Annotated in this window: 19 protein-coding genes; 15 read left to right on the forward strand and 4 right to left on the reverse strand. The window is 67.6% G+C overall.

Annotated elements, in window-relative coordinates:
• Window positions 1–154: 154 nt before the first annotated feature.
• The 6 genes from RAC69_RS08890 (at window position 155) to dinB (ending at window position 12,197) form a co-directional block, all read left to right on the forward strand.
• Window positions 155–2,122 carry an N-6 DNA methylase gene (locus RAC69_RS08890; RefSeq protein ID WP_375086511.1) on the forward strand — a complete coding sequence of 656 codons (1,968 nt, stop codon included), beginning with the start codon at window positions 155–157 and terminating at the stop codon, window positions 2,120–2,122.
• Window positions 2,119–3,978, forward strand: coding sequence for a DUF262 domain-containing protein (locus RAC69_RS08895; protein ID WP_375086512.1), 1,860 nt, complete (start codon window positions 2,119–2,121; stop codon window positions 3,976–3,978). The genes RAC69_RS08890 and RAC69_RS08895 overlap by 4 nt, the downstream gene beginning before the upstream one ends.
• On the forward strand, window positions 3,978–5,327 hold the full coding sequence (locus tag RAC69_RS08900) for a restriction endonuclease subunit S (protein WP_375086573.1): 1,350 nt from the start codon (window positions 3,978–3,980) through the stop codon (window positions 5,325–5,327). Before RAC69_RS08895 ends, RAC69_RS08900 begins: the two co-directional genes overlap by 1 nt.
• Window positions 5,328–5,330: 3 nt before the next feature.
• Window positions 5,331–8,261 carry a type I restriction endonuclease subunit R gene (locus RAC69_RS08905; protein ID WP_375086513.1) on the forward strand — a complete coding sequence of 977 codons (2,931 nt, stop codon included), beginning with the start codon at window positions 5,331–5,333 and terminating at the stop codon, window positions 8,259–8,261.
• Window positions 8,262–8,764: 503 nt separating this feature from the next.
• Entirely contained in the window at window positions 8,765–10,876 is a 2,112-nt protein-coding gene (locus RAC69_RS08910) for an endonuclease/exonuclease/phosphatase family protein (protein ID WP_375086514.1), read from the forward strand.
• A gap of 124 nt (window positions 10,877–11,000) precedes the next feature.
• Window positions 11,001–12,197, forward strand: coding sequence for a DNA polymerase IV (gene dinB, locus RAC69_RS08915; RefSeq protein WP_375086515.1), 1,197 nt, complete (start codon window positions 11,001–11,003; stop codon window positions 12,195–12,197).
• 25 nt (window positions 12,198–12,222) lie between these two features.
• Here dinB and RAC69_RS08920 read toward each other — a convergent pair whose 3' ends face one another.
• On the reverse strand, window positions 12,223–12,714 hold the full coding sequence (locus tag RAC69_RS08920; RefSeq protein WP_341935271.1) for a MarR family winged helix-turn-helix transcriptional regulator: 492 nt from the start codon (window positions 12,712–12,714) through the stop codon (window positions 12,223–12,225).
• 104 nt (window positions 12,715–12,818) lie between these two features.
• On the opposite strand from RAC69_RS08920, the gene RAC69_RS08925 reads away from it, so the two are divergent.
• Both RAC69_RS08925 and RAC69_RS08930 read left to right on the forward strand, forming a co-directional pair.
• Window positions 12,819–13,610, forward strand: coding sequence for an SDR family NAD(P)-dependent oxidoreductase (locus RAC69_RS08925; RefSeq protein ID WP_375086516.1), 792 nt, complete (start codon window positions 12,819–12,821; stop codon window positions 13,608–13,610).
• A 78-nt stretch (window positions 13,611–13,688) separates the two neighbouring features.
• Window positions 13,689–13,856 carry a hypothetical protein gene (locus RAC69_RS08930; protein WP_251586343.1) on the forward strand — a complete coding sequence of 56 codons (168 nt, stop codon included), beginning with the start codon at window positions 13,689–13,691 and terminating at the stop codon, window positions 13,854–13,856.
• 60 nt (window positions 13,857–13,916) lie between these two features.
• Here the strand turns inward: RAC69_RS08930 and RAC69_RS08935 are convergent, their stop codons facing one another.
• Both RAC69_RS08935 and RAC69_RS08940 read right to left on the reverse strand, forming a co-directional pair.
• Entirely contained in the window at window positions 13,917–15,569 is a 1,653-nt protein-coding gene (locus tag RAC69_RS08935; protein ID WP_375086517.1) for an MDR family MFS transporter, read from the reverse strand.
• Entirely contained in the window at window positions 15,569–16,174 is a 606-nt protein-coding gene (locus tag RAC69_RS08940) for a TetR/AcrR family transcriptional regulator (protein WP_375086518.1), read from the reverse strand. The genes RAC69_RS08935 and RAC69_RS08940 overlap by 1 nt, the downstream gene beginning before the upstream one ends.
• A 290-nt stretch (window positions 16,175–16,464) precedes the next feature.
• Between RAC69_RS08940 and RAC69_RS08945 the strand changes: the two genes are divergently transcribed.
• The 3 genes from RAC69_RS08945 to RAC69_RS08955 are packed head-to-tail and all read left to right on the forward strand — an operon-like array spanning window position 16,465 to window position 17,995.
• Window positions 16,465–17,031: an RNA polymerase sigma factor gene (locus tag RAC69_RS08945; RefSeq protein ID WP_375086519.1), complete on the forward strand. Its 567-nt coding sequence runs from the start codon at window positions 16,465–16,467 to the stop codon at window positions 17,029–17,031.
• On the forward strand, window positions 17,028–17,651 hold the full coding sequence (locus RAC69_RS08950; RefSeq protein WP_375086520.1) for an Asp23/Gls24 family envelope stress response protein: 624 nt from the start codon (window positions 17,028–17,030) through the stop codon (window positions 17,649–17,651). The genes RAC69_RS08945 and RAC69_RS08950 overlap by 4 nt, the downstream gene beginning before the upstream one ends.
• Window positions 17,648–17,995, forward strand: coding sequence for a hypothetical protein (locus RAC69_RS08955; protein ID WP_375086521.1), 348 nt, complete (start codon window positions 17,648–17,650; stop codon window positions 17,993–17,995). The genes RAC69_RS08950 and RAC69_RS08955 overlap by 4 nt, the downstream gene beginning before the upstream one ends.
• A gap of 59 nt (window positions 17,996–18,054) precedes the next feature.
• Here RAC69_RS08955 and RAC69_RS08960 read toward each other — a convergent pair whose 3' ends face one another.
• Complete coding sequence (locus RAC69_RS08960) at window positions 18,055–18,900, reverse strand: SDR family oxidoreductase (protein ID WP_375086522.1); 846 nt, start codon at window positions 18,898–18,900, stop codon at window positions 18,055–18,057.
• A gap of 94 nt (window positions 18,901–18,994) precedes the next feature.
• Here RAC69_RS08960 and RAC69_RS08965 point away from each other — a divergent pair, with 94 nt between their 5' ends.
• From RAC69_RS08965 to RAC69_RS08980, 4 genes are all read left to right on the forward strand, one after another.
• Window positions 18,995–19,360, forward strand: a complete 366-nt coding sequence (locus tag RAC69_RS08965; protein ID WP_096714321.1) for a helix-turn-helix domain-containing protein — start codon at window positions 18,995–18,997, stop codon at window positions 19,358–19,360.
• A gap of 99 nt (window positions 19,361–19,459) precedes the next feature.
• Window positions 19,460–21,001 (forward strand): APC family permease, encoded by a 1,542-nt coding sequence (locus RAC69_RS08970; protein ID WP_375086523.1) that lies wholly within the window; start codon window positions 19,460–19,462, stop codon window positions 20,999–21,001.
• Between the two features lie 23 nt (window positions 21,002–21,024).
• Window positions 21,025–21,873, forward strand: a complete 849-nt coding sequence (gene truA / locus RAC69_RS08975) for a tRNA pseudouridine(38-40) synthase TruA (protein WP_375086524.1) — start codon at window positions 21,025–21,027, stop codon at window positions 21,871–21,873.
• The gene (locus tag RAC69_RS08980) at window positions 21,873–23,171 is read left to right on the forward strand and encodes a hypothetical protein (RefSeq protein WP_375086525.1); all 1,299 of its coding nucleotides are present in this window, start codon (window positions 21,873–21,875) and stop codon (window positions 23,169–23,171) included. Before truA ends, RAC69_RS08980 begins: the two co-directional genes overlap by 1 nt.
• Window positions 23,172–23,310: the final 139 nt, after the last annotated feature.

Below are 23,310 nucleotides of genomic sequence, written 5' to 3' on the forward strand. Positions count from 1 at the left end.
CTTTACTCGTTCAAGGCCGGCCTCCGGCCGGCGGGTGCGGCAACCCACTGCGGTGCGTGCGGTCCTCGCTGCGCTGCGGTCCGCGCGCTCCTCGCGGGCGGCCGCACCCGCGCCAGGTCGTCCAAGTCCTCGTTCCAAGATCGCCCGGTGAGAAGTGAATCAATCTAGCTACGCCCGTATCGTTTCCCTCATTTGGGCTATTGCTGACGATGTCTTGCGCGATCTCTACGTGCGCGGCAAGTATCGCGATGTCATCCTCCCGTTCACTGTGCTCCGCCGCCTCGACAGCGTGCTCGAGCCGACCCGGGACAACATCGTCGAGACCAACAAGGCGCTCACCGCGGCGGGGATCGTCAACAAGGACGCCGCGCTGCGCCAGGCCGCCGGCCAGGACTTCTACAACACTTCCGGCTTCACGCTGCGGGACCTGCGCTCGATCAGTAGCGCCGCGCGGCTAAAGCTCGACTTCGAGGCCTACCTCGACGGCTTCTCACCGAACGTGCAGGAGATCCTCGACAACTTCGAGTTCCGCCACCAGATCCCGAGGCTGACCAAGGCTGACGCTCTCGGGACCCTGATCGAGAAGTTCCTCGACCCCAGCCTCGACCTCTCCCCCCGCGGGCTGGACAACCACGGCATGGGCACCGTCTTCGAGGAACTGGTCCGCCGCTTCAACGAGGAGAACAACGAAGAAGCCGGAGAGCACTGGACTCCTCGCGACGCAGTTCGGCTGATGACGCGGCTGATGTTCGAGCCGATCGCCGACCAGATCCAGTCCGGCAGCTACCTGCTCTACGACGGCGCCATGGGCACCGGCGGCATGCTGACCGTCGCGGAGGAGACGCTCCAGCAGCTGACCTCACAACGAGGCCACAAAGTCAAGACCCACCTGTTCGGTCAAGAGATCAACGCCGAGACCTACGCCATCGCCAAGGCCGACCTGATCCTCAAGGGAGAAGGTGAGGCAGCTGACAACATCGTCGGCGGGCCGGAATGGTCAACCCTCTCGAACGATGCCTTCGCGAGCCGCGAGTTCGACTTCATGCTCTCCAACCCGCCCTACGGCAAGAGCTGGAAGACCGACCAGGAACGCATGGGCGGCGCCAAGAACATCCGAGACCCGCGGTTCGTGGTCGAGCACGCCGGCGACCCCGAGTACTCGCTCGTGACACGTAGCAGCGACGGCCAGATGATGTTCCTCGCCAACCTCATCTCAAAGATGAAGCACAACACCGCCCTCGGGAGTCGCATCGCGGAAGTCCATAACGGCTCGTCGCTCTTCACCGGTGACGCTGGCCAAGGCGAGAGCAACATCCGGCGCTGGGTCATCGAGAACGACTGGCTCGAGGCGATCGTCGCGTTGCCGCTCAAGATGTTCTACAACACCGGCATCGCGACGTACGTGTGGGTGCTGAGCAACCGCAAGGAGGAGCGTCGCAAGGGCAAGGTGCAGCTCATCGATGCCACCGAGTGGTTCACCCCGTTGCGCAAGAACCTCGGCGAGAAGGCCGTCGAACTCAGTCCCGCCGACAGCGACCGCGTGCTTAAGACGTTCCTTGCCTTCGACCAGGCCGACGACCCGGACCACTCCAAGATCTTCGACAATCGCGACTTCGGCTATTCCAAGATCGTGGTCGAGCGGCCGCTGCGGGTCGTGGGCGCCGACGAAGGCCGTGTGTACAAGGCCGCGGAGATCAAGAAGTTGAAGGAGGAGGGAAAGCGCGACAAGAACGCGCCGGCCATCATCAAGAAGGTCCTGCCGTACTCCGCCCAGCCAGATCCCCTCCACGGCCTGTTCGAGGCCGTGATCGACGGCAAGACGCGCGTCGTCCAGTACGAACCCGACACCGAGCTTCGTGACTCCGAGCAGGTGCCTCTGAACGAGCCGGCGGGTGAGTACGCCGACGGCATCGAGGCCTTCTTCCGCCGCGAGGTGCTTCCCTACGCACCCGACGCCTGGATCGACGAGACGAAGACCAAGATCGGCTACGAGATCTCCTTCACACGTCACTTCTACAAGCCGGCGCCGATGCGGACGCTCGCCGAGATCCAGGCCGACATCCGTGCTCTCGAAGCCGAGACCGATGACCTCATCTCCGAGATCGCGGGAGGAGCGCAGTGAGCGACGTAGAGCGCAGCATCGACGGTGTCGCCAAGACCGTGGCCGGGGTCCTGGCGAACCAGAAGTACTCCATCGACTACTACCAGCGTGAATACAAGTGGGAGTCGAAGCAGATGGCGGAGCTCGTCGCCGACCTCACCACGAAGTTCCTCGACCTCTACGAGCCGGACCATGCGCGCAAGGACGTCGCCAAGTACCCGGGTTACTACCTCGGCTCGATCATCATCTCGCAGAAGGGCAGCGAGCCGTTCGTGGTCGACGGCCAGCAACGCCTGACCAGCCTGACCCTGCTGCTGACGTTCCTGCGCCGGCTGCAGCAGGACCGACCCGACAAGGTCGACGTCGACCCGCTGATCTTCTCCGAGAAGTTCGGCGAAAAGTCCTTCAACCTCGACGTCGCCGACCGCAACGACTGCATGAGCGCTCTCTTCGAGGATGGCAACTACGACCCCAAGCCCGACGACCCCGAGTCCGTCCATACCCTCGTCGCACGCTACGAGGAGCTGGACGGGCTCTTCCCCGCCGAGCTTCGCGAGGCGGCGCTGCCGTTCTTCATCGACTGGCTCAAGGATCGCGTCCAGCTCGTCCAGATCACCGCGTACGCCGATGACGACGCGTACGCGATCTTCGAGACCATGAACGACCGTGGGCTCAAGCTCACTCCGGCCGACATGCTCAAGGGCTACCTGCTCGCCAACATCGACGACGGCGCCCCCCGCACCAAGGCGAATGAGCTGTGGCGCAAGCGGCTGCGAGAGCTCGAGGAGAAGGCGGATGAAGCGAGCTCCGACTTCCTCAAGACCTGGCTGCGAAGCCAGTACTCCACCAAGATCCGCGAGCGCAAGAAGGATGCCCGCCCCGAAGACTGGGACCGCATCGGCACAGAGTTCCACCGATGGTTGCGCGGCGACCACGAGCGCGTCGGCCTGACCAGCCGCCAGGCCTACTACGACTTCGTGACGGTCGACTTCGACTTCTACAGCCGCCAGTACGAGCGAATCATCGATGCTACGCAAGGCGCCTTCGACCCGGCCAGCCCGTTGCGGTTCATCCGCTACAACGCGGATCACCGGTTCACGCTCCAGGACCAACTGCTCCTCGCGCCCCTCCGCGTCACCGACGACCAGGCGACGATCGAGCGCAAATTCGAGCTCGTCGGGCGCTTCGCCGACATCCTGCTGGCTTGGCGGATTTGGAACTTCCGGGCCACCGACTACTCGACCATGCAGTACGCCATGTTCAACGTCATGCGCGACATCCGCGGCCTCGAGGTGCCCGACCTCGCCAAGGCCCTGCACAAACATCTCAGCAGCATTCCCGAGACGTTCGACAGCAACGACGATCTCTACGTCCACCAGCAGAACCGCGGTCAGCTCCACAAGATCCTGGCTCGGATCACCGACTACATCACCGTCGCCTCGGGCCAGGCGTCGAACTACATTGAGCTCACCAACGGCACCGGAGTGAAGCACGAGGTCGAGCACATCTGGGCCGACCACCCCGAGCGTCACACCGACGAGTTCAGCCACGAGGCCGACTTCGCACGCCACCGCAACCGGATCGGCGACCTGCTCCTGCTGCCCAAGCAGTTCAACGCCAGCTACAACGACGACCCGTACGACAAGAAGCTTCCGCACTACTTCAGCCAGAACCTCCTCGCTGCCAGCCTCAACTCGCTGAGTTACGAGAAGAACCCCGGATTCCTCGCCTTCACCAAGTCGAGCGGGCTCCCGTTCAAGGCGTACGACGAGTTCAAGGCAGCTGACGTGGTCGAGCGCGGGAACCTCTACCGCGCGCTCGCCAAGCAGGTCTGGAACCCCGATGACCTGCTTGCTGTTGCGCAGGATGAGGCGTGATGTTCACCGGTCTTCCGAAGTACAAGGCGACCCGACCAGTTGAGTTCTGGTCGACGGCAGTTCCAGCGCACTGGCAGGCCGTGCCTGGAATCGCGGTCATCGCCGAGAACAAGGCACGCAACACGGGGCTCGCTGAATCTCAGGTGCTGTCCCTCAGCTACGGGCGCGTGATTGTAAAGCCGGTCGAGAAGCAGCGTGGCCTCGTCCCTGACTCCTACGAGGGCTATCAGATCCTCGAGCCGGGGGACATCGTCATCCGCCCGACGGACCTTCAGAACGACCAGAGAAGCATCCGTGTCGGACGGGTGCGTGACCGCGGCATCATCACCTCCGCGTATATCGGCCTCCGTTCCAAGCACCCGTGGACCACTGACTACGCCTACCACTACCTCGCGGCCATCGACTCGACGAAGCGCATCTACGGGATGGGCAGTGGGCTGCGGCAGCAGCTCGGCTGGGCAGATGTGAAACGCATGCCGTGTCTGGTCCCGCCGGTCGACGAGCAGGCAGCCATCGTCAAGTACCTCGCCCACGCCAACGCCCGCATCGACAAGGCCATCGCCGCCAAGCGCCGCCTGATTGCCCTCCTCGGCGAGCGCCAAAGGGCTGTCGTCCGAGAGTGCCTGGGTGCCTCAAGGTGGCAGCCATGGCCGCTGGGGCGACTAGGTCGCCTCGGCAACGGCTCGACGCCTTCTCGCTCCGAGCCGGCGTATTGGAACGGCGACGTGCCTTGGCTAAACAGCTCCGTTGTCAATCGCTCTGTAGTCGATTCTGCGGACCAGTTCGTGACGTCGCGCGCACTTGCCGAGTGTCATCTACCGATGGTGCCGGCCGGCAGCGTCCTCATCGGCATCACTGGCCAGGGAAAGACACGGGGAATGGCGACGGTGTTGCGGATCGGGGCCACGATCAATCAGCATCTCGCGTTCCTTACGCCGGATCCGCGACGTGCCAGCGCCGAGTACCTGGCGTTCGCGCTGGCTGCCGGTTACGACGAGCTCCGGCGGCTCAGTGATGGTTCCGGCGGGACGAAAGGCGCTCTGACGCTCGCTGATCTGAAGTCTTACCGAGTGCCGCTTCCCCCACTTGAAGAACAAGCGATTGTTCTCCGAGAGTTGTCGGCTCGCGCGCGCGAGACGGAGCAGACCGTCGTTCGGGTGAACCGAGAGATCGAGCTGCTCCAGGAATTCCGCACCCGACTAGTTTCCGACGTCGTCACCGGGCAGGTCGACGTTCGTGAGCTGGCGGCGTCGCTGCCGGAGCCCTCAGCAGGCATGGAGGCCGTCGACCTCAGCGGTGACATGGACGAACTGGACATCGACGAGGTAGCGGAGATGAGCGAGGTCTGAGCGATGCGATTGAACGAGGAGAGCCTTGAGGCGTTGATCGTCCGCCAGATGGTCGAGGGCGGCTGGGAGCAGGGCTCGACGTCCGACTACGAGCCGGCGTACGCGATCGATCTGCGCCAACTCACTGCGTTCATCCAGGCAACGCAGCCGGATCTGGCCGAGGCGCTGTCGCTGCGTGAGGCGACGGCAACTCGGCACGAGTTCCTCTCCCGGCTGCAGGGCGAGATCACGCGCAACGGCGTAGTCCATGTGCTGCGCAAGGGTGTCGATCATCGCCAGCACCACGTCGACTTGTTCTATCCGACTCCGACGCCGGGCAACGCCAAGGCGGCCGAGCTGTTCGCGGCGAACGGCTTCACCGTCACTCGCCAGGTGCACTACAGCGTGACCGACACCGGTCTGTCGCTGGATCTCGTCGCGTTCGTCAACGGTCTGCCGGTTTTCACGTTCGAGCTGAAGAACAACATCACCAAGCAGACCTTCGACGACGCCGTCGAGCAGTACAAGCGCGATCGCGATCCGCGGGAGTTGCTGTTCCAGTTCGGGCGCTGCATCGCCCACTTCGCTCTCGACGACCAGCAGGTTCGGTTCTGCACCCACCTCAAGGGCAAACAGTCGTGGTTCCTGCCGTTCGACAAGGGCTGGAACGACGGAGCCGGCAACCCGCCCAACCCTGACGGCCTCAAGACCGATTACCTCTGGCGGCAGATTCTCGCCCCGCGCAGCCTTGCCAACATTGTCGAGAACTACGCCCAGATCGTCACGACGAAGAACCCGCGGACGGGCAAGAAGTCGTCCAGCCAGATCTTCCCGCGCTACCACCAGCTCGACGTCGTGCGGAAGCTCCTCGCTGATGTCAAACGGCATGGTGCGGGCCGGCGCTATCTGATCCAACACTCGGCGGGGAGCGGCAAGTCGAACTCGATCGCCTGGCTGGCGCATCAGCTCACAGAGGCCAAGCACGACGGGGCCAACGCCTTCGGGTCCGTCATCGTCGTGACGGACCGGGTCATCCTCGACAGTCAGCTGAAGGAGACCATCAAGTCCTTCATGCAGGTCGGCTCCACAGTCGTCCACGCCGACCGCTCCGGGGACCTCCGCAAGGCCATCGAGGCCGGGCGCAAGATCATCATCACCACGGTGCAGAAGTTCCCCTACATCCTCGACGACATCGGCAAGGATCACCGCGACCGCACCTTCGCCATCGTCATCGACGAGGCCCACTCCAGCCAGGGCGGCAAGGCCGCGGCGGCGGTCTCGATGGCGCTCGCCGCCGGCGGAGCGGCAGAGGACGACGAGACCGTCGAGGACACGATCAACCGGATCATCGAGTCCAAGAAGATGCTGCCGAACGCGAGCTACTTCGCGTTCACGGCAACTCCGAAGAACAAGACGCTGCAGATGTTCGGAGAACCGTTCCCGCACGAGGGTGGCACCGGCTACCGGCCCTTCCACAGCTACACGATGAAGCAGGCCACGCAAGAGCGGTTCATCATCGACGTCCTGGAGAACTTCACTCCGGTCCCCAGCTACTACAAGTTGATGAAGACCATCGAGGACGACCCCGAGTTCGACACCAAGCGCGCCTCGAAGAAGCTCCGCGCCTTCGTCGAGGGCAACGAGCACGCCATCCGTCTCAAGGCCGAGATCATGGTCGACCACTTCCACAGCCAGGTCATCGCCAAGCACAAGATCGGCGGCCAAGCCCGGGCGATGGTCGTGACCAGCACGATCCCGCGCTGCATCGAGTACTTCCACGCCATCAGCGCCTACCTCGCCGAGCGCAAGAGCCCCTATAAGGCGATCGTCGCGTTCTCCGGCGAGCACGAGTACAAGGGCATCGAGGTCACCGAGGCCAGCCTCAACGGCTTCCCCAGCAAGGACATCGCCGACCAGATCCGAGCGGACCCATACCGGATCCTCGTCTGTGCCGACAAATTCCAGACCGGCTACGACGAGCCGCTGCTGCACACCATGTACGTCGACAAGACCCTCTCGAGCGTCAAAGCGGTGCAGACGCTCTCACGCCTCAACCGCGCGCACCCTGCGAAGCACGACGCGTTCGTGCTCGACTTCGCGAACACCGCTGAGGACATCGAGCGCGCGTTCGCGCCGTACTACCGGACCACGGTGCTCAGCCAGGAGACCGACCCGAACAAGCTCCACGACCTGGTCAACGAGCTGAACAGCTACGGCATCTACCTGCCGGAGACCGTCGACAAGTTCGCCGAGCTCTACCTCGCCGGTGTTGAACGCGACCAACTCGACCCGCTGCTCGACGCTTGCGTCGCCGAGTACATCGAGATGCCCGATGAAGACGACCAGGTCACCTTCAAGGGCCTGGCCAAGGCGTTCACCCGTACGTACAACTTCCTCTCCACGGTGCTACCGTTCGGCAACCCGGGGTGGGAGAAGCTATCGATCTTCCTCGACCACCTGATCCCGAAGCTGCCGGCGCCGCGTGAGGACGACCTGTCCGCAGGCATCCTCGAGACGATCGACATGGAGTCCTACCGAGTCGAGAAGCGAGAGTCGATGAGGATCGCGCTCACCGACGACGAGGGCGAGCTCGCCCCGGTGCCGGCCGCCGGTGGTGGGCATGTGACGGACCCAGAGTTGGAACGACTTTCCAACATCCTGCAGACCTTCAATGACCAGTTCGGCAACATCGAGTGGACAGACGCCGACCGGGTGCAGCGGCTTATCACCGAGGAGATCCCGCGCAAGGTTGCGGAGGACGAGGCCTACCAGAATGCCCAGAAGAACAACGACCCAGCCAACGCCCGCGTTGAGCACGACCGGGCGCTGGGTCGAGTGATGATGGCCGTCCTTCGGGATGACACCGAGCTGTTCAAGCAGTTCAGCGACAACGAGGGCTTCCGACGGTGGCTGTCGGACGCAGTGTTTCAGAGCACATACAAGAAGAGTGCGTGAGTTGTGCCCGCGCGCGAGCGATGGTGTCTGCAGTGAAGGGATGCGGCTGACGCTCGCTCGAATTGGTGCCGGTGTGGTGCCGGTGGGTCCGCTGAAACCGGTGCCGACCAACTGCGACCAAGAAGCATGTTCTCCGCGGAATCATGCGGCGAACGGCGGCAAACGAGCACCTGCTGGCGCACAGAATCGGACTCATAATCGTGAGGTCGCGGGTTCAAGCCCCGCTCCTGCTACAGATCGAAAGCCCCGGATGATCCGGGGCTTTTGGCGTATCCGGGGCGTTGCGCGCAGCGCCGGCCGCACCATCCCCTTCCGGTTCTGAACAGGTGCGCATCGTGGGCGCTCGACTTCGGCTCCACCTGCGCGCATGTCCTCGTCCGGTCCCCTCGCGTTCACCGGTCGGTCACCTCGCGACGGTTCTCTCGCGTCGAGGGAGGTCATCCGAGCCTTCCGCCGGCTCCCGATGGGATGCCGATCGCGTCTCTGGAAGGAACATCGCAGACATGTCCTCGTCTCCCGCCCCCGGATCGCGCCGAGGCCGGCGCATCCTCTTGCTCGCGGCAGTCCTCGCCGCAGGCGTGCTCATGGCCTCACCGATGATGGGCGCTGCTCCGGCCGCGGCCGCTGCGGCATCCGAGATGACCCTCTCGACGACCGAGGTGGCGCCGGGCGGCACGCTCTCCGTCGCCTTCACGACCGACCGACCGAGTGCGAAGAACTGGGTCGCGATCTACCCGGTATCCAAGCCGGAGCCGTGCGACGCCTGCGGCATGGCGTGGGCGTACGCGCCCGGCACGTCCGGCTCGGTGCAGCTGCCGGCGAAGGACCGATCGGGCAACCCGCTCCCGGCGGGCGACTACCGCGTCGAGTACCTCTACGACGACGGCTACACGCGGGTGAGCGAGCCCGTCGCATTCACGGTCGCCGAGGCGCCCTACGAGGGTCCCGCCGTCGACCCGACGAAGCCGATCGCGCTGTCGGTCGTGCAGCTCAACCTGTGGGGCAAGACCACCGACGCGACGATGCTCACCGAGATCGGCGCCGACCTGATCTTCGTGGAGGAGGCCCAGAGCGGCGCCGCGGCCATCGCGCGCGATCTCGGATTCGACTATCACTCGACGGGCGGCAGCGCCGGAGTCATCTCGCGCTACCCGATCGTCGACGCGGGCGTCGTGACCGTACCCGGCACTCAGGGCGGATGGATGAAGGCGATCGTCCAGGTCGGCGACACGCAGATCGCCGCCTACGGCGGCCACCTCGAGTACCGGTACTACGCGACGTACCTGCCCCGCGGCTACGCGGGCGACGTGCTCGCCGCCGGCTTCCCGGCCGAGTGGCGCGGCTGGAACAAGCTCAGCGCTCCGGTGACCGACGTTCCGCAGATCCTCGCAGCCAACGAGGCCTCCGGCCGCCCCGCCGCCGCGAGCGCACTGACCGCGGACATGGCGAGCGAGCGTGCGGCAGGACGCCTCACCATGATGGGCGCCGACATGAACGAGCCGTCGGCGCTCGATTGGACCGAGGCGACCGCGAACCTCTATGACCACAACGGCGTCGTCGCGCCGTGGCAGACCACCAGCATCCTGCGCGACGGCGGTCTCGTCGACGCGTACCGGGCGCAGTATCCCGATCCCGTCACCCACCCCGGGTTCACATGGCCCGCTGACACGCCGAACGTCAGCGTCTCCCAACTGGCCTGGGCTCCCGAGGCCGACGAGCGCGACCGGATCGACTACATCTTCTTCGCGCCGGACGAGCGTCTGACGCTGGAGAGCACGAGGATCGTCGGACCGAAGGGCGACATCGTGCGTGGCGCGCGTGCGCTGCCGGTCTCGGACGAGGAGATCTTCACCCCGCAGACGCTGTGGACCAGCGACCACAAGGGACTGCAGGCCGAGTTCCTGGTCTGCGGCGAGGCTTGCCTGGCCGCCGCTGAGCCGGGTGACCTCGTCGTCGGCACGCCGTCGATCGCCGGAGCCGCGACGGTCGGAGCGACGGTCACCGCGCAGCCGGGGGAGTGGACGACGGGCACTGCGTTCACCTACCAGTGGCTGGTCGACGGCGAGGCCGTCGACGGCGCCACGTCCGCGGAGTTCACGATCCCGGCCGCGCTGGCCGGGCGCGCGCTCTCCGTCCGGGTCGGCGGCTCGCTCGACGGTCACCTGCCGGCGCAGGCGACGAGCGCCGCGGTGACGATCGCCGCGAGCGAGCCCGAGACGGAGAATCCGACGGTCGTGCTCGGCTCGCAGACGGTCGCGGCAGGCGGGTCGCTCCGTGTCTCGGGCACCGGCTTCGCCGCGGGCGCCCAGCTGCGGCTGGAGCTCCACTCGACGCCCGTGAGCCTGGGCGCGGTGACCGTCTCGGCTGCGGGTGGGTTCGCGACCACCGTGCGGATCCCGGCATCCGTCTCGGCGGGCGCGCATACGCTCGTCGTGATCCTCCCCGACGGCTCGCAGGTGCAAGCGGCCGTGACGGTGACCGCCGCTCAGGGCGCAGCGACCGACGGCCTCGCGCAGACCGGTGGTGAGCTGCCGCTCGTGACCATCTGGGTCGCCCTCGCGGCTCTCGGGCTCGGCGCGGTGCTGCTCGTGCGACGCCGTCTGCGCCGGCAGTAGCGGCAGGACCGTCGTCGTGGCCGCCCCGATCTCGATCGGGGCGGCCACGTCTGCATCTCCTCGGCGCGCGGATGTCGGGGGTCGGTGCGACGATTCTCCCGATCGGATGCCGAAGGGAGGCGTGATGCGCGATGAGGCGACGGTGCTGCACGCCGACCTGGACGCGTTCTACGCCTCGGTCGAGCAGCGTGACGCGCCCGCGCTCCGCGGGCGACCGGTGATCGTCGGCGGCGGGGTCGTGCTGGCGGCGAGCTACGAGGCCAAGGCCCGCGGTGTCCGGACGGCGATGGGCGGGCGTCAGGCTCGCGAGCTGTGCCCGGAGGCCGTCGTCGTGCCGCCTCGGATGGACGTCTACTCCCGGGCGAGCCGCGACGTCTTCGCGATCTTCCGCGACACCACTCCTCTCGTCGAGGGCATCTCGATCGACGAGGCGTTCCTCGAGGTGGGCGGTCTCCGCCGCCTCGCAGGCAGCCCGGAGCAGGTCGCGGTGCGTCTGCGCGAGCGCGTGCGAGCCGAGGTGGGCCTCGCGATCTCGGTCGGGGTCGCCCGCACGAAGTTCCTCGCCAAGGTCGCGAGTGCCGTGAGCAAACCCGACGGTCTGCTGATCGTGGAACCGGAGCGGGAGCATGCGTTCCTCCTCCCGCTCCCGGTCGAGCGACTCTGGGGTGTCGGAGCAGCGACCGCCGAGAAGCTCCACGGTCTCGGCATCCACACGGTCGGCGAGCTCGCCGAGCTCGAGGAGGCGACGGCCGAGCGGCTGCTCGGAAAGGCGAGCGGGGCGCACCTGCATGCACTGGCGCGGCTGCGCGACCCGAGGCCGGTCGACACGGCACGCCGGCGGGCATCGATCGGCTCCCAGCGGGCCCTGGGTTCACGTCCCCGGTCGGAGGAGGAGCTCGACGTCATCCTGACGCAGATCGTCGACGGTCTCGCGAGGCGGCTGCGCGAGCGGGATCGCGTCTGCCGCACAGTGGTGCTCCGCCTGCGGTACGGCGATTTCGCGAAGGCGACGCGGTCGAGGACTCTGCGCACGCCGACGGGCCGGACGTCGGTGCTGCTGGCATTGGCCCGCGGACTCCTCGTCGCGGCGCACGCGGAGATCTCGCAGCGGGGCATCACGCTCATCGGCATCTCGCTCTCTCAGCTCGCCAGTGCAGACCACGCACCGGCGGAACTCCCGTTCGACGACGAGGGAGGGCAGCGGCTCGACACGGTGGTCGACGCGGTGCACGAGCGCTTCGGGTCGGCGTCGCTCTCGCGGGCGACCCAGGTCGGACGGGATCCCGGATGGTCGACGCCCGTGCTGCCCGAGCACGAATGAACGCTCGGAGGGCAGGCCGCGGACGTCAGGCGGCAGGCGGTGGGCTCCACGGCTCGCCGGGGCCGACGGCGGTCGCGATGCGGCGGCTGATCTCGCCGAGCTGACGCGTCTGCGCGGCCGTCAGCGCATCGAAGACGAGCTCGCGCACGAGCGCCTGGTGGCCGGGCGTGGAGGCGACGACCGCGCGATGACCGGCATCCGTGAGCACTCCGAGCGTGAAGCGTCCGTCTGTCGGATCGACCCGGCGCTGCACCCATCCCTTCTTCTCGAGACGGGAGACCGCACGGGACAGCCGTGACAGGGTGCAGCTCGCATAGGCGGCGATCGTGCTCAGGCGCAGAGTGCGCTCGGGTGCCAGATCGAGCGCCTGCAGGATGCCCTGCTCGAAGTGCGTCAGCCCGCTGTCGCGCTGCAGCTGCGCGTCGAGCGCGGCTGGCAGACGCTCCAGCATCGATGCCAGTGGCGCCCAGATCGCGAGTTCGTCGGGAGTCAGCGCGGATCTCTGCGGGTCGGTCATGGTGACAGCGTAGGCGCTGATGACTTGCTTGAGCAAGTAAAGGCGCGTAGCGTCACTTGCTCAAGCACGTCATCACGGCGCGAACGCGTCCGGAAGGGAATGAGATGGATCTGCGACTGCAGGGCAAGAGGGCGTTCATCAGCGGATCGAGCCAGGGGATCGGCTTCGCCGTCGCGACAGCCCTCGCGGCGGAGGGAGCGGAGGTGGTGCTCAACGGGCGCGACGCAGGACGACTCGACGGGGCCGTGCAGCGTCTCCGGGACGAGTGTCCCGGTGCGACGGTGTCGGGGCTCGCGGCGGACTTCGCCGATGCGGAGGCGGTCGCGCGTCTGATCGACGATCTCGGAGATGTCGACATCCTCGTCAACAACGTCGGACTGTTCGGCCTCGCCGAGTTCGCAGCCATCGACGACGAGGAGTGGTTTCGGTACCTGGAGGTGAACCTGATGAGCGGCGTCCGCCTGTCGCGCGCGCTGCTGGACGGGATGCTGCGGCGGGGGTGGGGACGCATCGTGTTCATCAGCAGCGAGTCCGGCGTGAACGTGCCGGCCGACATGGTGCACTACGGGGTGACGAAGGCGGCGATGCTCGCGCTCGCCAACGGCCTTGCGAAGCTCACGCGCGGCACCGCCGTCACCGTCAACACGGTGCTCGGCGGCCCGACCTACTCCGAGGGCGTCGCCGCCTCGGTCGAGGCGATCGCCCAGGCCAGCGGCTCGTCCGAGAGCGAGATGCGCGAGGCGATCATCGGTCAGAACCGCACCACCCTGCTGAAGCGCTTCATCGATCCCGGCGAGATCGCGAACCTCGTGACGTACCTCGCGAGCCCCGTCGCATCCGCCACCAACGGTGCAGCGCTGCGAGCGGACGGCGGCGTGCTCACCGGCATCCTCTGACCGGCTGTCAAGGGGTCGCCCGGATCCTCTGTCGGGACGAGACTGGAGTTCCTGTCCGCAGCAGAGATCGGAGTGATCATGTCAGACCCTCAGATGCCACCAGGTGACGAGGCCGAGATCGACGCGACCGGCGTGGACGCCGACTTCGTGACGAACGACCGTGATCCGGAGCCCGACGAGGCGACGCCCGGGGAGGGGCAGACCTCCGGCGACGACGACGAGGTCGACGTGGCCGACTTGCCCTGACAGGCGACCGGATGACAGAAGGGCCCGGGGCTCCGAGGAGTCCCGGGCCCTTCTGCGTCCTCACCGGCCGCTGGTATCCCCGCCGTCGGTGCGGGTGGATGACCCGGAGAGTCCTCGCTGCTCGGCCTCGAGGCGTTCCGCCTCCTCGCCGCTGATCGCCTCGCCGCGCGCGACGAGCCCGGCCTGATCGGAGAGCGGGATCTGCTTCAGGAGGAGCGAGAGCAGGAGCGCCACCGCGATGAACGGCACGAGGTACCAGAAGACCGGCGCGAGAGCATCCGCATACGCCGTGACGATGCCGTCGCGCACCTCGTCGGGGAGGGCGCTGAGGGTCGCGGGGTCGATGGTCGACGCGGCCTGCGCGGCCTCCTCGGGCGAGGCGCCGGCTCCGCCGAAGACGCCCAGCAGATTCTCGGTGAGCCGCGTCGTGAAGAGCGTTCCGAAGACCGCGGTGCCGAGGGACGCCCCCACCTCGCGGAAGTAGTTGTTCGTGCTCGTCGCCGTGCCGATCTCGCCGGCGGGCACGGCGTTCTGCACGACGAGCACCACGACCTGCATGATGAGACCGAGTCCTGCGCCGAAGAAGAACAGGAACACGCAGATCAGCCAGATCGGGGTCGACGCCGAGAGCGTCGTGAACGCCACCATCGCGAGTCCCGTGATGATCGTCCCGACGATCGGGTAGACCTTGTACTTCCCGGTCTTGGAGATCGCGATCCCCGAGAAGATCGACGTGCCCATGAGCCCGACCATCATCGGGATCATCAGCAGCCCGGATGCCGCCGCCGACGTGCCGGACGACATCTGCAGGAAGGTGGGGACGAAGCCGATCGCCGCGAACATGCCGATGCCGAGCACGAGGCCGATCGCCGTCGCGTTCACGAAGATCGGGTTGCGGAACAGGCTCAGCGGGATGATCGGGTCCTGCACGCGCGACTCGGTGACGATGAACGCCGCGGCGGCGACCACGAGCCCGGCACCCCAGGCCCAGGTCGCGGCGGAGTCCCAGCCGAACTCGGCGTCGCCGCCGAAATCGGTGAAGAAGATCAGGCAGGTGGTGGCGATCGACAGGAAGATGACGCCGAAGACGTCGATCGGCTTCTCCGCCTTCTTGCTCGGCAGCTGTAGCGCGACGACGGCGATGATGAACGCCGCGACGCCCACAGGGATGTTGATGTAGAACGCCCACTGCCAGGTGAGGTGGTCCACGAAGAACCCGCCGAGCAGAGGGCCGGCGACGGCCGACAGCCCGAACACCGCGCCGAGCGGTCCCATGTACTTGCCGCGCTCGTTGGCGGGCACGATGTCCGCGATGATCGCCTGCGAGAGGATCATCAAGCCGCCGCCGCCGAGACCCTGCAGCGCGCGGAACACGACGAACATCCAGAAGTCCGTGGCGAACGCGCACCCCACCGACGCGAGGGTGAAGAGGGCGATGGCGACGAGGAAGAGGTTGCGTCGCCCGAGCACGTCGCCGAACTTGCCGTATATCGGCATCACGATCGTGGTGGCGAGCAGGTACGCGGTCGTGATCCAGACCTGGTGGTCGACGCCGCCCAGCTGCCCGACGATCGTCGGCATCGCCGTGGACACGATCGTCTGGTCGAGGCTGGCGAGCAGCATGCCCGCGATGAGGGCGCTGAAGATGATCCAGATGCGCCGCTTGGTGAGCAGGAACGGCGCGTCCTTGGTGGCGGTGGCGGTGGCGGACATCAGTCGGCTTTCTGTGCGAAGACGGTGCGGGCGGTGTCGAGACGGCGGGCGATGAGGTCGCCGAACGGCTCGGTGGACTGATGGTGCAGCAGCTGATCCATGCTCAGACGCACGAGGGCTCCGACGGTGTGGACCATGACCTCGGCCTGCAGCGCGGCGCCCTCCGAGTCGCCGGTGCGCTCGAGGATGAGGTCCATGTCGCGCCGCTCGTTCTTGGCGAGCTGCTCGAACGCGGCCTTGAGCAGGCGCGGCTCCTGCTCGATCACCGCGAACATCGCCGGTGCGTCGTCCAGGGGGTTCAGCAGTGCGAAACGATCCACCGTGAGGCGGAGGAAGTCGTCGAGCAGATCGCCGTCGGCGCCGACGAACGCTCTCTCGAGAGCCTCCTGACGCGGATCGACCGCGGTGACGCCGAACACCGCGTTCTCCTTGCTCTCGAAGTAGTTGAAGAACGTGCGGCGCGAGACCCCCGCCTCGGTGCAGAGCTGCTCGACCGTGAACCCGGCGAATCCGTGCTCGACGGTCAGTCGTCGGGCGGCGTCGGTGAGGGCGCGAGCGGTTTCGCGCTTGCGCTGCTCGCGGGTCGATTCTGCACTCTCATCCATAGAGTGCAAGTATGCACCATCTCCCTGAAAGTGCAACTTTCGAGAACTCTCGAGAACTTTGTGACGTTTCGGGGGTGGGGTGCGTCTTACAGATGTCGCGACACTGCGACCCGTGCTGAGGGTTGTCGTGGGGACGACGACCCTCAGCGCGTTCGCGGTGCTGAGGCAGGGACTCCGCCGAAAGGCGGGAAGGGATTCACGATGGGCAGCGCAGGCGATCGGGTGAAGGCCGATCCGTTGCGCATTCTGCTCCGAATCCCCACTGGGGGAACGAACGAGGGGATGGACACATGGCGACGGGCCCTTTTCGCGGAGCTCTCGAACTCGCCGACGATCGGATCGTCGCAGGTCGAGCGATCGACGGGGATGTCGCTGCCTTCGCCGTACTCGTCCGGCGGTACACGCCGATGATGCGCGCGTACACGCAGCGGATGCTGAACGCCTCGGCCGATGTCGACGACATCGTGCAGGAGACCTTCGTCACGGCGTGGCAGCGGTTCTCCGAGCTCGAGGACCCCGGGAAGGTCAAGAGCTGGCTGATGCGGATCGTGAGCCGGAAGGCGGTCGACCGCATCCGCGCACTCCGTCCGACGGTCGACGTCGACGAGATCGAGCAGCCGGCGCCGTTCCACGCCGGGCCCGACCACGTGGTCGAGGCCCGGGCCGGCATCGCCGCACTGGGGGCGGCGCTGCAGGAGCTGCCGGCCGGGCAGCGGGAGTGCTGGGTGCTCCGTGAGATGGGCGGCTACTCGTACGACGAGATCGCCGAGGAGCTCGACATCCCGGTGTCGACGGCGCGCGGCCTTCTCTCGCGCGCGAGGAAGTACATGATCGTTCGAATGGAGGAGTGGCGATGAGCGACGATCAGGGAGCGCCCGAGGTGCGCCGGCTCGGACTCGAACCGGGCGACCTCGACGGGCACACGCTCGACGAGCTCGCCGATTATCTCGAGGCGGGCAGGACTCCGCGCGACCCCTCCATCGAGGGATCGCCCGGCTGTCAGCTCGCCCTCGACGCGCTCGCGCGGCTGCAGGGGCTCGGCGGGCAGCTCATCGACGCGGACGCTGCGGCGATGCCGCCGGTCGAGGACAGCTGGGTCGACCGCATCCTGAGCGGCATCGCTCTGGATGCTCGGGCCGGCCGCCGCGTCCCTCTCGACGGGCAGGAGCCCGGCGTCGACTTCGGCATCACCGAGGGCGCCGTGCGCGGGCTCATCCGCTCGGCGGAGAATGCGGTCCCCGGCGTCCTGGTGGGGCGCACAGCGCTCGACGGCGACGTGACGACCGTCGGCACGCCCGTGGTCATCGGCATCGAGGTGAGCATGCTCTACGGCGAGCCCATCCCCGAGGCGGTGTCGCAGCTGCGGACGGAGGTCGCCGATCGCGTGCGGAGACACACCGACCTGCATGTGGCGTCGATCGATGTGACCGTCCGGGACATCCAGAGGGTCGAGAACTGGACGGAGGGGCGGTCATGACCGACGTCACCCCGATGCTGGCGGAGCGCATCGACGCCGCGGTGCGCGCGACCCCCGGCGTCCGCGACCTCTACCGTTCCGGATCCCTCGTGTCGAACATCGTCGGCGCGGGCGCTGCCGCGTTGGGACTGCGAGACGGCGCCGAACCGGTCGTCGCGGTGTCCTCCGAGGGGCCGGGCGTGCGTGTCGAGGCCACCCTCGGCATCGACTTCCTGCCCGGTGCGCACGAGACCCTGCACGCAGTGCGAGCCGCTGTCGGCGAGGTGCTGGAGGCGGAAGGGGTCTCGCTCTCGTCCATCGCCCTCACGGTCGCCTACGTGCACTCGCGGGAGAACCTCGCCTGAGACCCCGGGTGCTGTGACGGAGGGGAGGGCGCCGGCTCGTCCGGCGCCCTCCCTCCCGCTCAGACGGTCGCGCGGAGACCGTCGACGAGCGGCGTCGTCGGGCGGCCGATCAGCCGGGCCAGCGTCCCGTCGGTGTCGGCGAGGGCGCCCCCGGCGATGCCGGCGTCCAGCGCGACGACGAAGCCGACGGTCCCCTCATCGAGGCCGGCCGCGCGCAGCGCCTCCGCCTGCTCGTCCCGGGTGAGGCGTCGGTACTCGACCTCGCGACCGGAGATCTCCGCGATGGCCGCGGCGAGATCGTCGTAGGTCCACGCGACGTCTCCGCCGAGCTCGTAGATCTGGCCGATGTGACCGTCTTCGAGGAGCACGGCCGCTGCGGCATCCGCGAAGTCTTTGCGGCTCGCCGACGCGACGCGCCCGTCGCCGGCGCCGGCGGCGACGACGCCCGTGTCGGCCGCGCGTGCGAGATCGGCCGCGTAGTTCTCGGTGTACCAGTTGTTGCGGAGGATCACGGCCGGGAGGCCGGCTTCGGCGATCGCCTCCTCCGTCGCCTTGTGCTCGGGTGCGAGGACGAGGTCGCTCGTCGTCGCCTTCGGAGCGCTCGTGTAGACGAACTTCGACACACCGGCATCCTTCGCGGCGTCGATGACCGCCCGGTGCTGCGGGACGCGCTGGCCGACCTCAGAGCCCGAGATGAGGAGCACCGAGTCGACGCCGTCGAGTGCTGCGGCGATCGAGCGGGGGTCCGTGTAGTCGAGCTGGGCGACGCGCACGCCCAGGTCGGCGGCCTTCGCGGTGTCGCGTGCGCCCGCGACGATCGACTGCGGGTCGGCGCCGCGCTCGAGCAGGCTCTGAACGACGAGGCGGCCGAGCTGGCCGGTGGCGCCGGTGACGAGGATGGTCATGGGGTGTCCTTTCGTTGCTGACATCTCGCTCAACCCGTCGCCCATCCTCGAACATTCCGGATCGGGGGTACCCACTTTGAAGTAAGGTACCTACATGACGGTGAGTTATGCGCAGATCCGCGAGTCCATCCCACAGGTCTTCGAACCGGGATGCAGCACGCGCGTGATCCTCGACCACGTCATGAGCAAGTGGGGCGTGCTCGTGCTGTCGAGCCTGTCCGACGGCACCCGACGCTGGGGAGAGCTGCGCCGCGAGGTCGGCGGCATCAGCGAGAAGATGCTCGCGTCGACCCTGCGCACTCTCGCCGACGACGGGCTCGTGCATCGCGAATCGTTCCCCACGGTGCCGCCCCACGTCGAGTACAGCCTCACTCCGCTCGGACGCGATCTCATGCAGCGCATGCTGCCCCTGGTCGCGTGGGTCGCCGACCACGCGGACGGAATGCTCGACCGCGACTGACGCGACGGATTCCGTCGTTTCCACGCCGCCTCTGCCGCGAAATCCCTCGGTGCAAGAAAACGATTGACGCGATATGCGTTGAAGCCGTATCTTCTGAACATGTCAGCAACGACGCCCATCCACCTCGAACGCCCCGACGGCAAGGGGCTCGCCAGCGGCTCGCTGGGGCTCTGGGGATCGACCGTCATCGGTCTGGCCTCCACCGCCCCCGTGTACTCGCTCGTCGCGACCCTCGGATTCGTCGTGCTCGCCGTCGGCGCCCAGGCCCCGATCGCGTTCATCATCGCGTTCATCCCGATGCTGCTCATCGCCTTCGCGTATCGCGAGCTGAACAACGCGGTGCCCGACTGTGGCACCACCTTCACGTGGGGCACCAAGGCGTTCGGCCCCTGGGTGGGCTGGATGGGCGGCTGGGGCGTGGCGGTCGCCGGCATGGTCGTGCTCGCCAACCTCGCCCAGATCGCCTCTGTCTACTTCTGGTCGCTGATCGGCTTCGACCTCGAGAACAACGACTGGCGCATCATCCTCGTGGCCGTGTTCTTCATCGCGTCCATGACGTGGGTGAGCTGGCGAGGCGTCGAGATCGGCGAGCGCATCCAGAACATCCTGCTGGCGATCCAGTACCTCGCCCTCGCGATCTTCATCGTCGCGGCGCTCTGGCAGTTCTTCGCCGGTACCGCTCCGAATCCGACGCCGTTCGACATCGCCTGGTTGAACCCCTTCGCCTTCACGGACTACTCCGGGTTCATCGAGGCGATCCTGCTCGCGCTCTTCATCTACTGGGGATGGGACACCTGCCTGGCGCTGAACGAGGAGACGAAGGACCCGAAGCGCATTCCCGGCCGCGCCGCCCTGCTGACCACGATCATCCTGCTGTTCACGTACGTCGCCGTCACGATCGCCGCGATGATGTACGCGGGCCTGGGGGAGGACGGCACGGGCCTCGGCAACGAGGCGAACGCCGACGACTTCTTCCTCGCGATCAAGGACGGCCTGCTCGGCCCGTTCGGCTGGGTGCTGGTGGTCTCGGTGATCATCTCCGCGATCTCGTCCACGCAGACGACGATCCTGCCGACCGCCCGCGGCACTCTGGCGATGGGCGTGTACCGCGCCCTTCCCGCGAAGTTCAAGGACGTGCACCCCACGTACAAGACGCCCTCGTTCTCGACCATCGTGATGGGTGTCGTCGCCTCGGTCTACTACGTCGGCATGACGCTGATCAGCGACAACATCCTGCAGGACTCGATCCTGTCGCTCGGGCTCGCGATCGCCTTCTACTACGCGATCACCGGGTTCGCGTGCGTCTGGTACTTCCGGAAGGAGCTCCGGAACTCCGCGCGCGAGTTCTTCTTCAAGGGACTCTTCCCGCTCCTCGGCGGACTCATGCTCACCTACGCGTTCGTGCAGTCGGCGATCGACATGTGGGACGTCGACTACGGCTACACGGTCCTCTTCGGCATCGGCGGCACGTTCGTGATCGGCATCGGCTCGCTGGCGTTCGGACTCGTGCTGATGTTCCTCTGGTACCTGTTCCCGCGGTCGAAGCGGTTCTTCCGCGGCGAGAGCCTGAACCGTGACACCGAGGTGATGGTGCCAGACGAGCCCGGTGACCTCATCCGCTCGATCGACGGGGGCATCTGACCCGACGGCCGTAGGCTTGACGGGTGCGCATCCGGCTCGACATCGCCTACGACGGCACCCACTTCCGCGGGTGGGCGAAACAGCCCGCCCTCCGCACCGTGCAGGGCACGCTCGAGGCGGCGCTGGCCCGCATCGTCGGCTCGGACGTGCAGTTCGTCGTGGCGGGGAGGACGGATGCCGGGGTGCACGCCGCCGGACAGGTGGCGCACGTCGACCTCGACGACGAGCAGTGGTCCCGTGTCGAATCGCGCCACGGCCGCGCCGCGCTCGATCCTGCCGGTTCCCTCGCCGGTCGCCTGCGCGGGGTCCTCGGCGCCTACCCCGATGTGACGGTCACGCGCTCGTCGCTCGCCCCCGAGGGCTTCGACGCGCGCTTCTCGGCCGTCTGGCGCCGATACCGCTACCGGCTCGCCGATGAGGCCTCGGGATACGACCCGCTCCGCCGGCTCGACACGACGACGCATCGCGGCGCGCTGGATGGCCGGGCGATGGATGCCGCGGCCCGCACCCTCATCGGACTCCACGACTTCGCGGCCTACTGCAAGCCGCGCGAGGAGGCCACGACCATCCGCACCCTGCTCGACTACCGCTGGTCGAGAGACGACGAGGGGGTGCTCGTCGCTGAGGTCAAGGCTGATGCCTTCTGCCACAGCATGGTCCGTGCCCTCGTGGGTGCGTGCGCGGCGGTCGGCGAGGGGCGGCTCGGGATCGACGATCTCGTCGTGCTCCGCGACGCGCTCACCCGCACGAGCGAGTTCAAGGTGCTCGCGGCCCGTGGTCTCACGCTCACCGAGGTCGGGTATCCCGCCGATGAGCTGCTGTCGACACGCGCCGAGCAGACCAGGGCGCGGCGTCGGGTCGGGGAGGAATGATGAGGGAGTCGGATGCCGTCTTCGTCGAGGTGCGCTCTCCGGGGTGGGCCTTCTGGCGGGCGCTGCTCGACACCGGCGTCGGGCTGATCGTCGGTCTCCTGTACGCGTTCCTCGCCCTCCTCGTGTGCGGGATCGTGGGAGAGGAGGCCCTGTCGACGCTGTACTCGCAGATCGATCTCGACCCGCTCCTCCGCGCCTGCATGGGCGTGATCCTGCTCATCGCCGCCGTCCTCGCGGTGAGCGTGCCCTTCGTGCTCGTCGCCGAGCGCGCGGCTGCGCTGCGGCTCGTCGAGAGGCTCGGGGAGGAGAACCCGTCGGCCGTGCCCCCGCAGCGCATCCGCGCGGAGCTCGTGACCTCGCCGGGGCAGTACCTGCGACGCACGGGGCTCGCGGTCTTCTGGTCGATCGTCGGCATCGGAGGTCTGTTCGCGCTGATGGTGGCGTTCACGGACGAGTTCCGCGAGGACCCCCTGATGTGGGGCGCTCTGGGAGTCGTCGCGGTGCTCGCGCTCGCCGCCTCGCTCGTGGTCGGCGTCGGCGGACGCCTCATGCGCCGCGATGCGCCGCGGGTCGCCGCCCTGCAGGCGCGGTGGAAGGCGCAGGTGCCGCGGGCGGAAGACGCCGACCGGCGCCGCCGGGAGGCCGCGCCACGGGCCGTGCTCCCTCGCTGGCTCGTCGTGCCGTCCTCCCGTATCATCGCTCGGATCGCCGCCGTCCTCACGGTCGCGACGCTCGTGTCGCTCGGCGCCTTCATGCTCTCCGTCTACATGCGACAGCAGTGTCGCACCTGCGACCCCGTGTACTGGGACGAGCCGATCGAGAACGGCATCGACGTGCTGAGCCTCGGCAGCGGTGCGGCCATCGCGCTCTGCGCGGCCCTCGGCATCGTGGCCTGGACAGGCGGTGTGGTGCTCCAGGCGGCGCGGGAGGTCGCGCTGACGCGATGGGTCGCGACAGGCGAGGTCAGGGCGGTCGCCCCCGAGTTCGTCGCGCCCCTGCTCTCGGGCAATCGCGCGCTGGTGCGTCTGCAGCTGGGCCTCAGCACGCTGGGCGCGGGCGGGGTGATCTTCGCGACCGGCGCCGCCTGGGCGGAGTGGACTGTCATCGATGTCGATCCGGTGCTCGTGACGGCGCTCGTCCTCATCCTCGTGGGGATCGTTCTGGGCCTGATCGATTCGCCGCGCTCCCGGCGGGAGCGTCAAGCCGTGCGCGAGGCGCTGCATCCCGGTGAAGCCGTGCCCCGACCGACCCCTCGGAGGACCGCGAGGGCAGCGGCCGCACGCGGCCCCGCCGACTGACGTGAGCGGTGGCCGCTTCGTGGTCGCCCGCTACCCCAGGGGGCGACCACGACGCGGATGCCGTCGCGGAAGCGCACGTCCCATCCGGGTCCGCGACGGCGACTGCCGCAGCCGAGGGGTGGATTCTGCGGAGCCGTAC

It is taken from the genome of Microbacterium sp. LS_15, from assembly GCF_041954735.1.
Classification (GTDB): domain Bacteria; phylum Actinomycetota; class Actinomycetes; order Actinomycetales; family Microbacteriaceae; genus Microbacterium.

Bases quoted from the DNA above. Each gene is read 5' to 3' on its own strand.
- RAC69_RS08950 (WP_375086520.1), top strand. From the start codon at position 17,028: ATGAGCGACGATCAGGGAGCGCCCGAGGTGCGCCGGCTCGGACTCGAA.
- RAC69_RS08900 (WP_375086573.1), top strand. From the start codon at position 3,978: ATGTTCACCGGTCTTCCGAAGTACAAGGCGACCCGACCAGTTGAGTTC.
- RAC69_RS08940 (WP_375086518.1), bottom strand. From the start codon at position 16,174: ATGGATGAGAGTGCAGAATCGACCCGCGAGCAGCGCAAGCGCGAAACC.
- RAC69_RS08965 (WP_096714321.1), top strand. From the start codon at position 18,995: ATGACGGTGAGTTATGCGCAGATCCGCGAGTCCATCCCACAGGTCTTC.
- RAC69_RS08930 (WP_251586343.1), top strand. From the start codon at position 13,689: ATGTCAGACCCTCAGATGCCACCAGGTGACGAGGCCGAGATCGACGCG.
- RAC69_RS08960 (WP_375086522.1), bottom strand. From the start codon at position 18,900: ATGACCATCCTCGTCACCGGCGCCACCGGCCAGCTCGGCCGCCTCGTC.
- RAC69_RS08920 (WP_341935271.1), bottom strand. From the start codon at position 12,714: ATGACCGACCCGCAGAGATCCGCGCTGACTCCCGACGAACTCGCGATC.
- RAC69_RS08955 (WP_375086521.1), top strand. From the start codon at position 17,648: ATGACCGACGTCACCCCGATGCTGGCGGAGCGCATCGACGCCGCGGTG.
- dinB (WP_375086515.1), top strand. From the start codon at position 11,001: ATGCGCGATGAGGCGACGGTGCTGCACGCCGACCTGGACGCGTTCTAC.
- RAC69_RS08980 (WP_375086525.1), top strand. From the start codon at position 21,873: ATGAGGGAGTCGGATGCCGTCTTCGTCGAGGTGCGCTCTCCGGGGTGG.
- RAC69_RS08935 (WP_375086517.1), bottom strand. From the start codon at position 15,569: ATGTCCGCCACCGCCACCGCCACCAAGGACGCGCCGTTCCTGCTCACC.
- RAC69_RS08945 (WP_375086519.1), top strand. From the start codon at position 16,465: ATGGCGACGGGCCCTTTTCGCGGAGCTCTCGAACTCGCCGACGATCGG.
- RAC69_RS08910 (WP_375086514.1), top strand. From the start codon at position 8,765: ATGTCCTCGTCTCCCGCCCCCGGATCGCGCCGAGGCCGGCGCATCCTC.
- RAC69_RS08905 (WP_375086513.1), top strand. From the start codon at position 5,331: ATGCGATTGAACGAGGAGAGCCTTGAGGCGTTGATCGTCCGCCAGATG.
- RAC69_RS08970 (WP_375086523.1), top strand. From the start codon at position 19,460: ATGTCAGCAACGACGCCCATCCACCTCGAACGCCCCGACGGCAAGGGG.
- RAC69_RS08925 (WP_375086516.1), top strand. From the start codon at position 12,819: ATGGATCTGCGACTGCAGGGCAAGAGGGCGTTCATCAGCGGATCGAGC.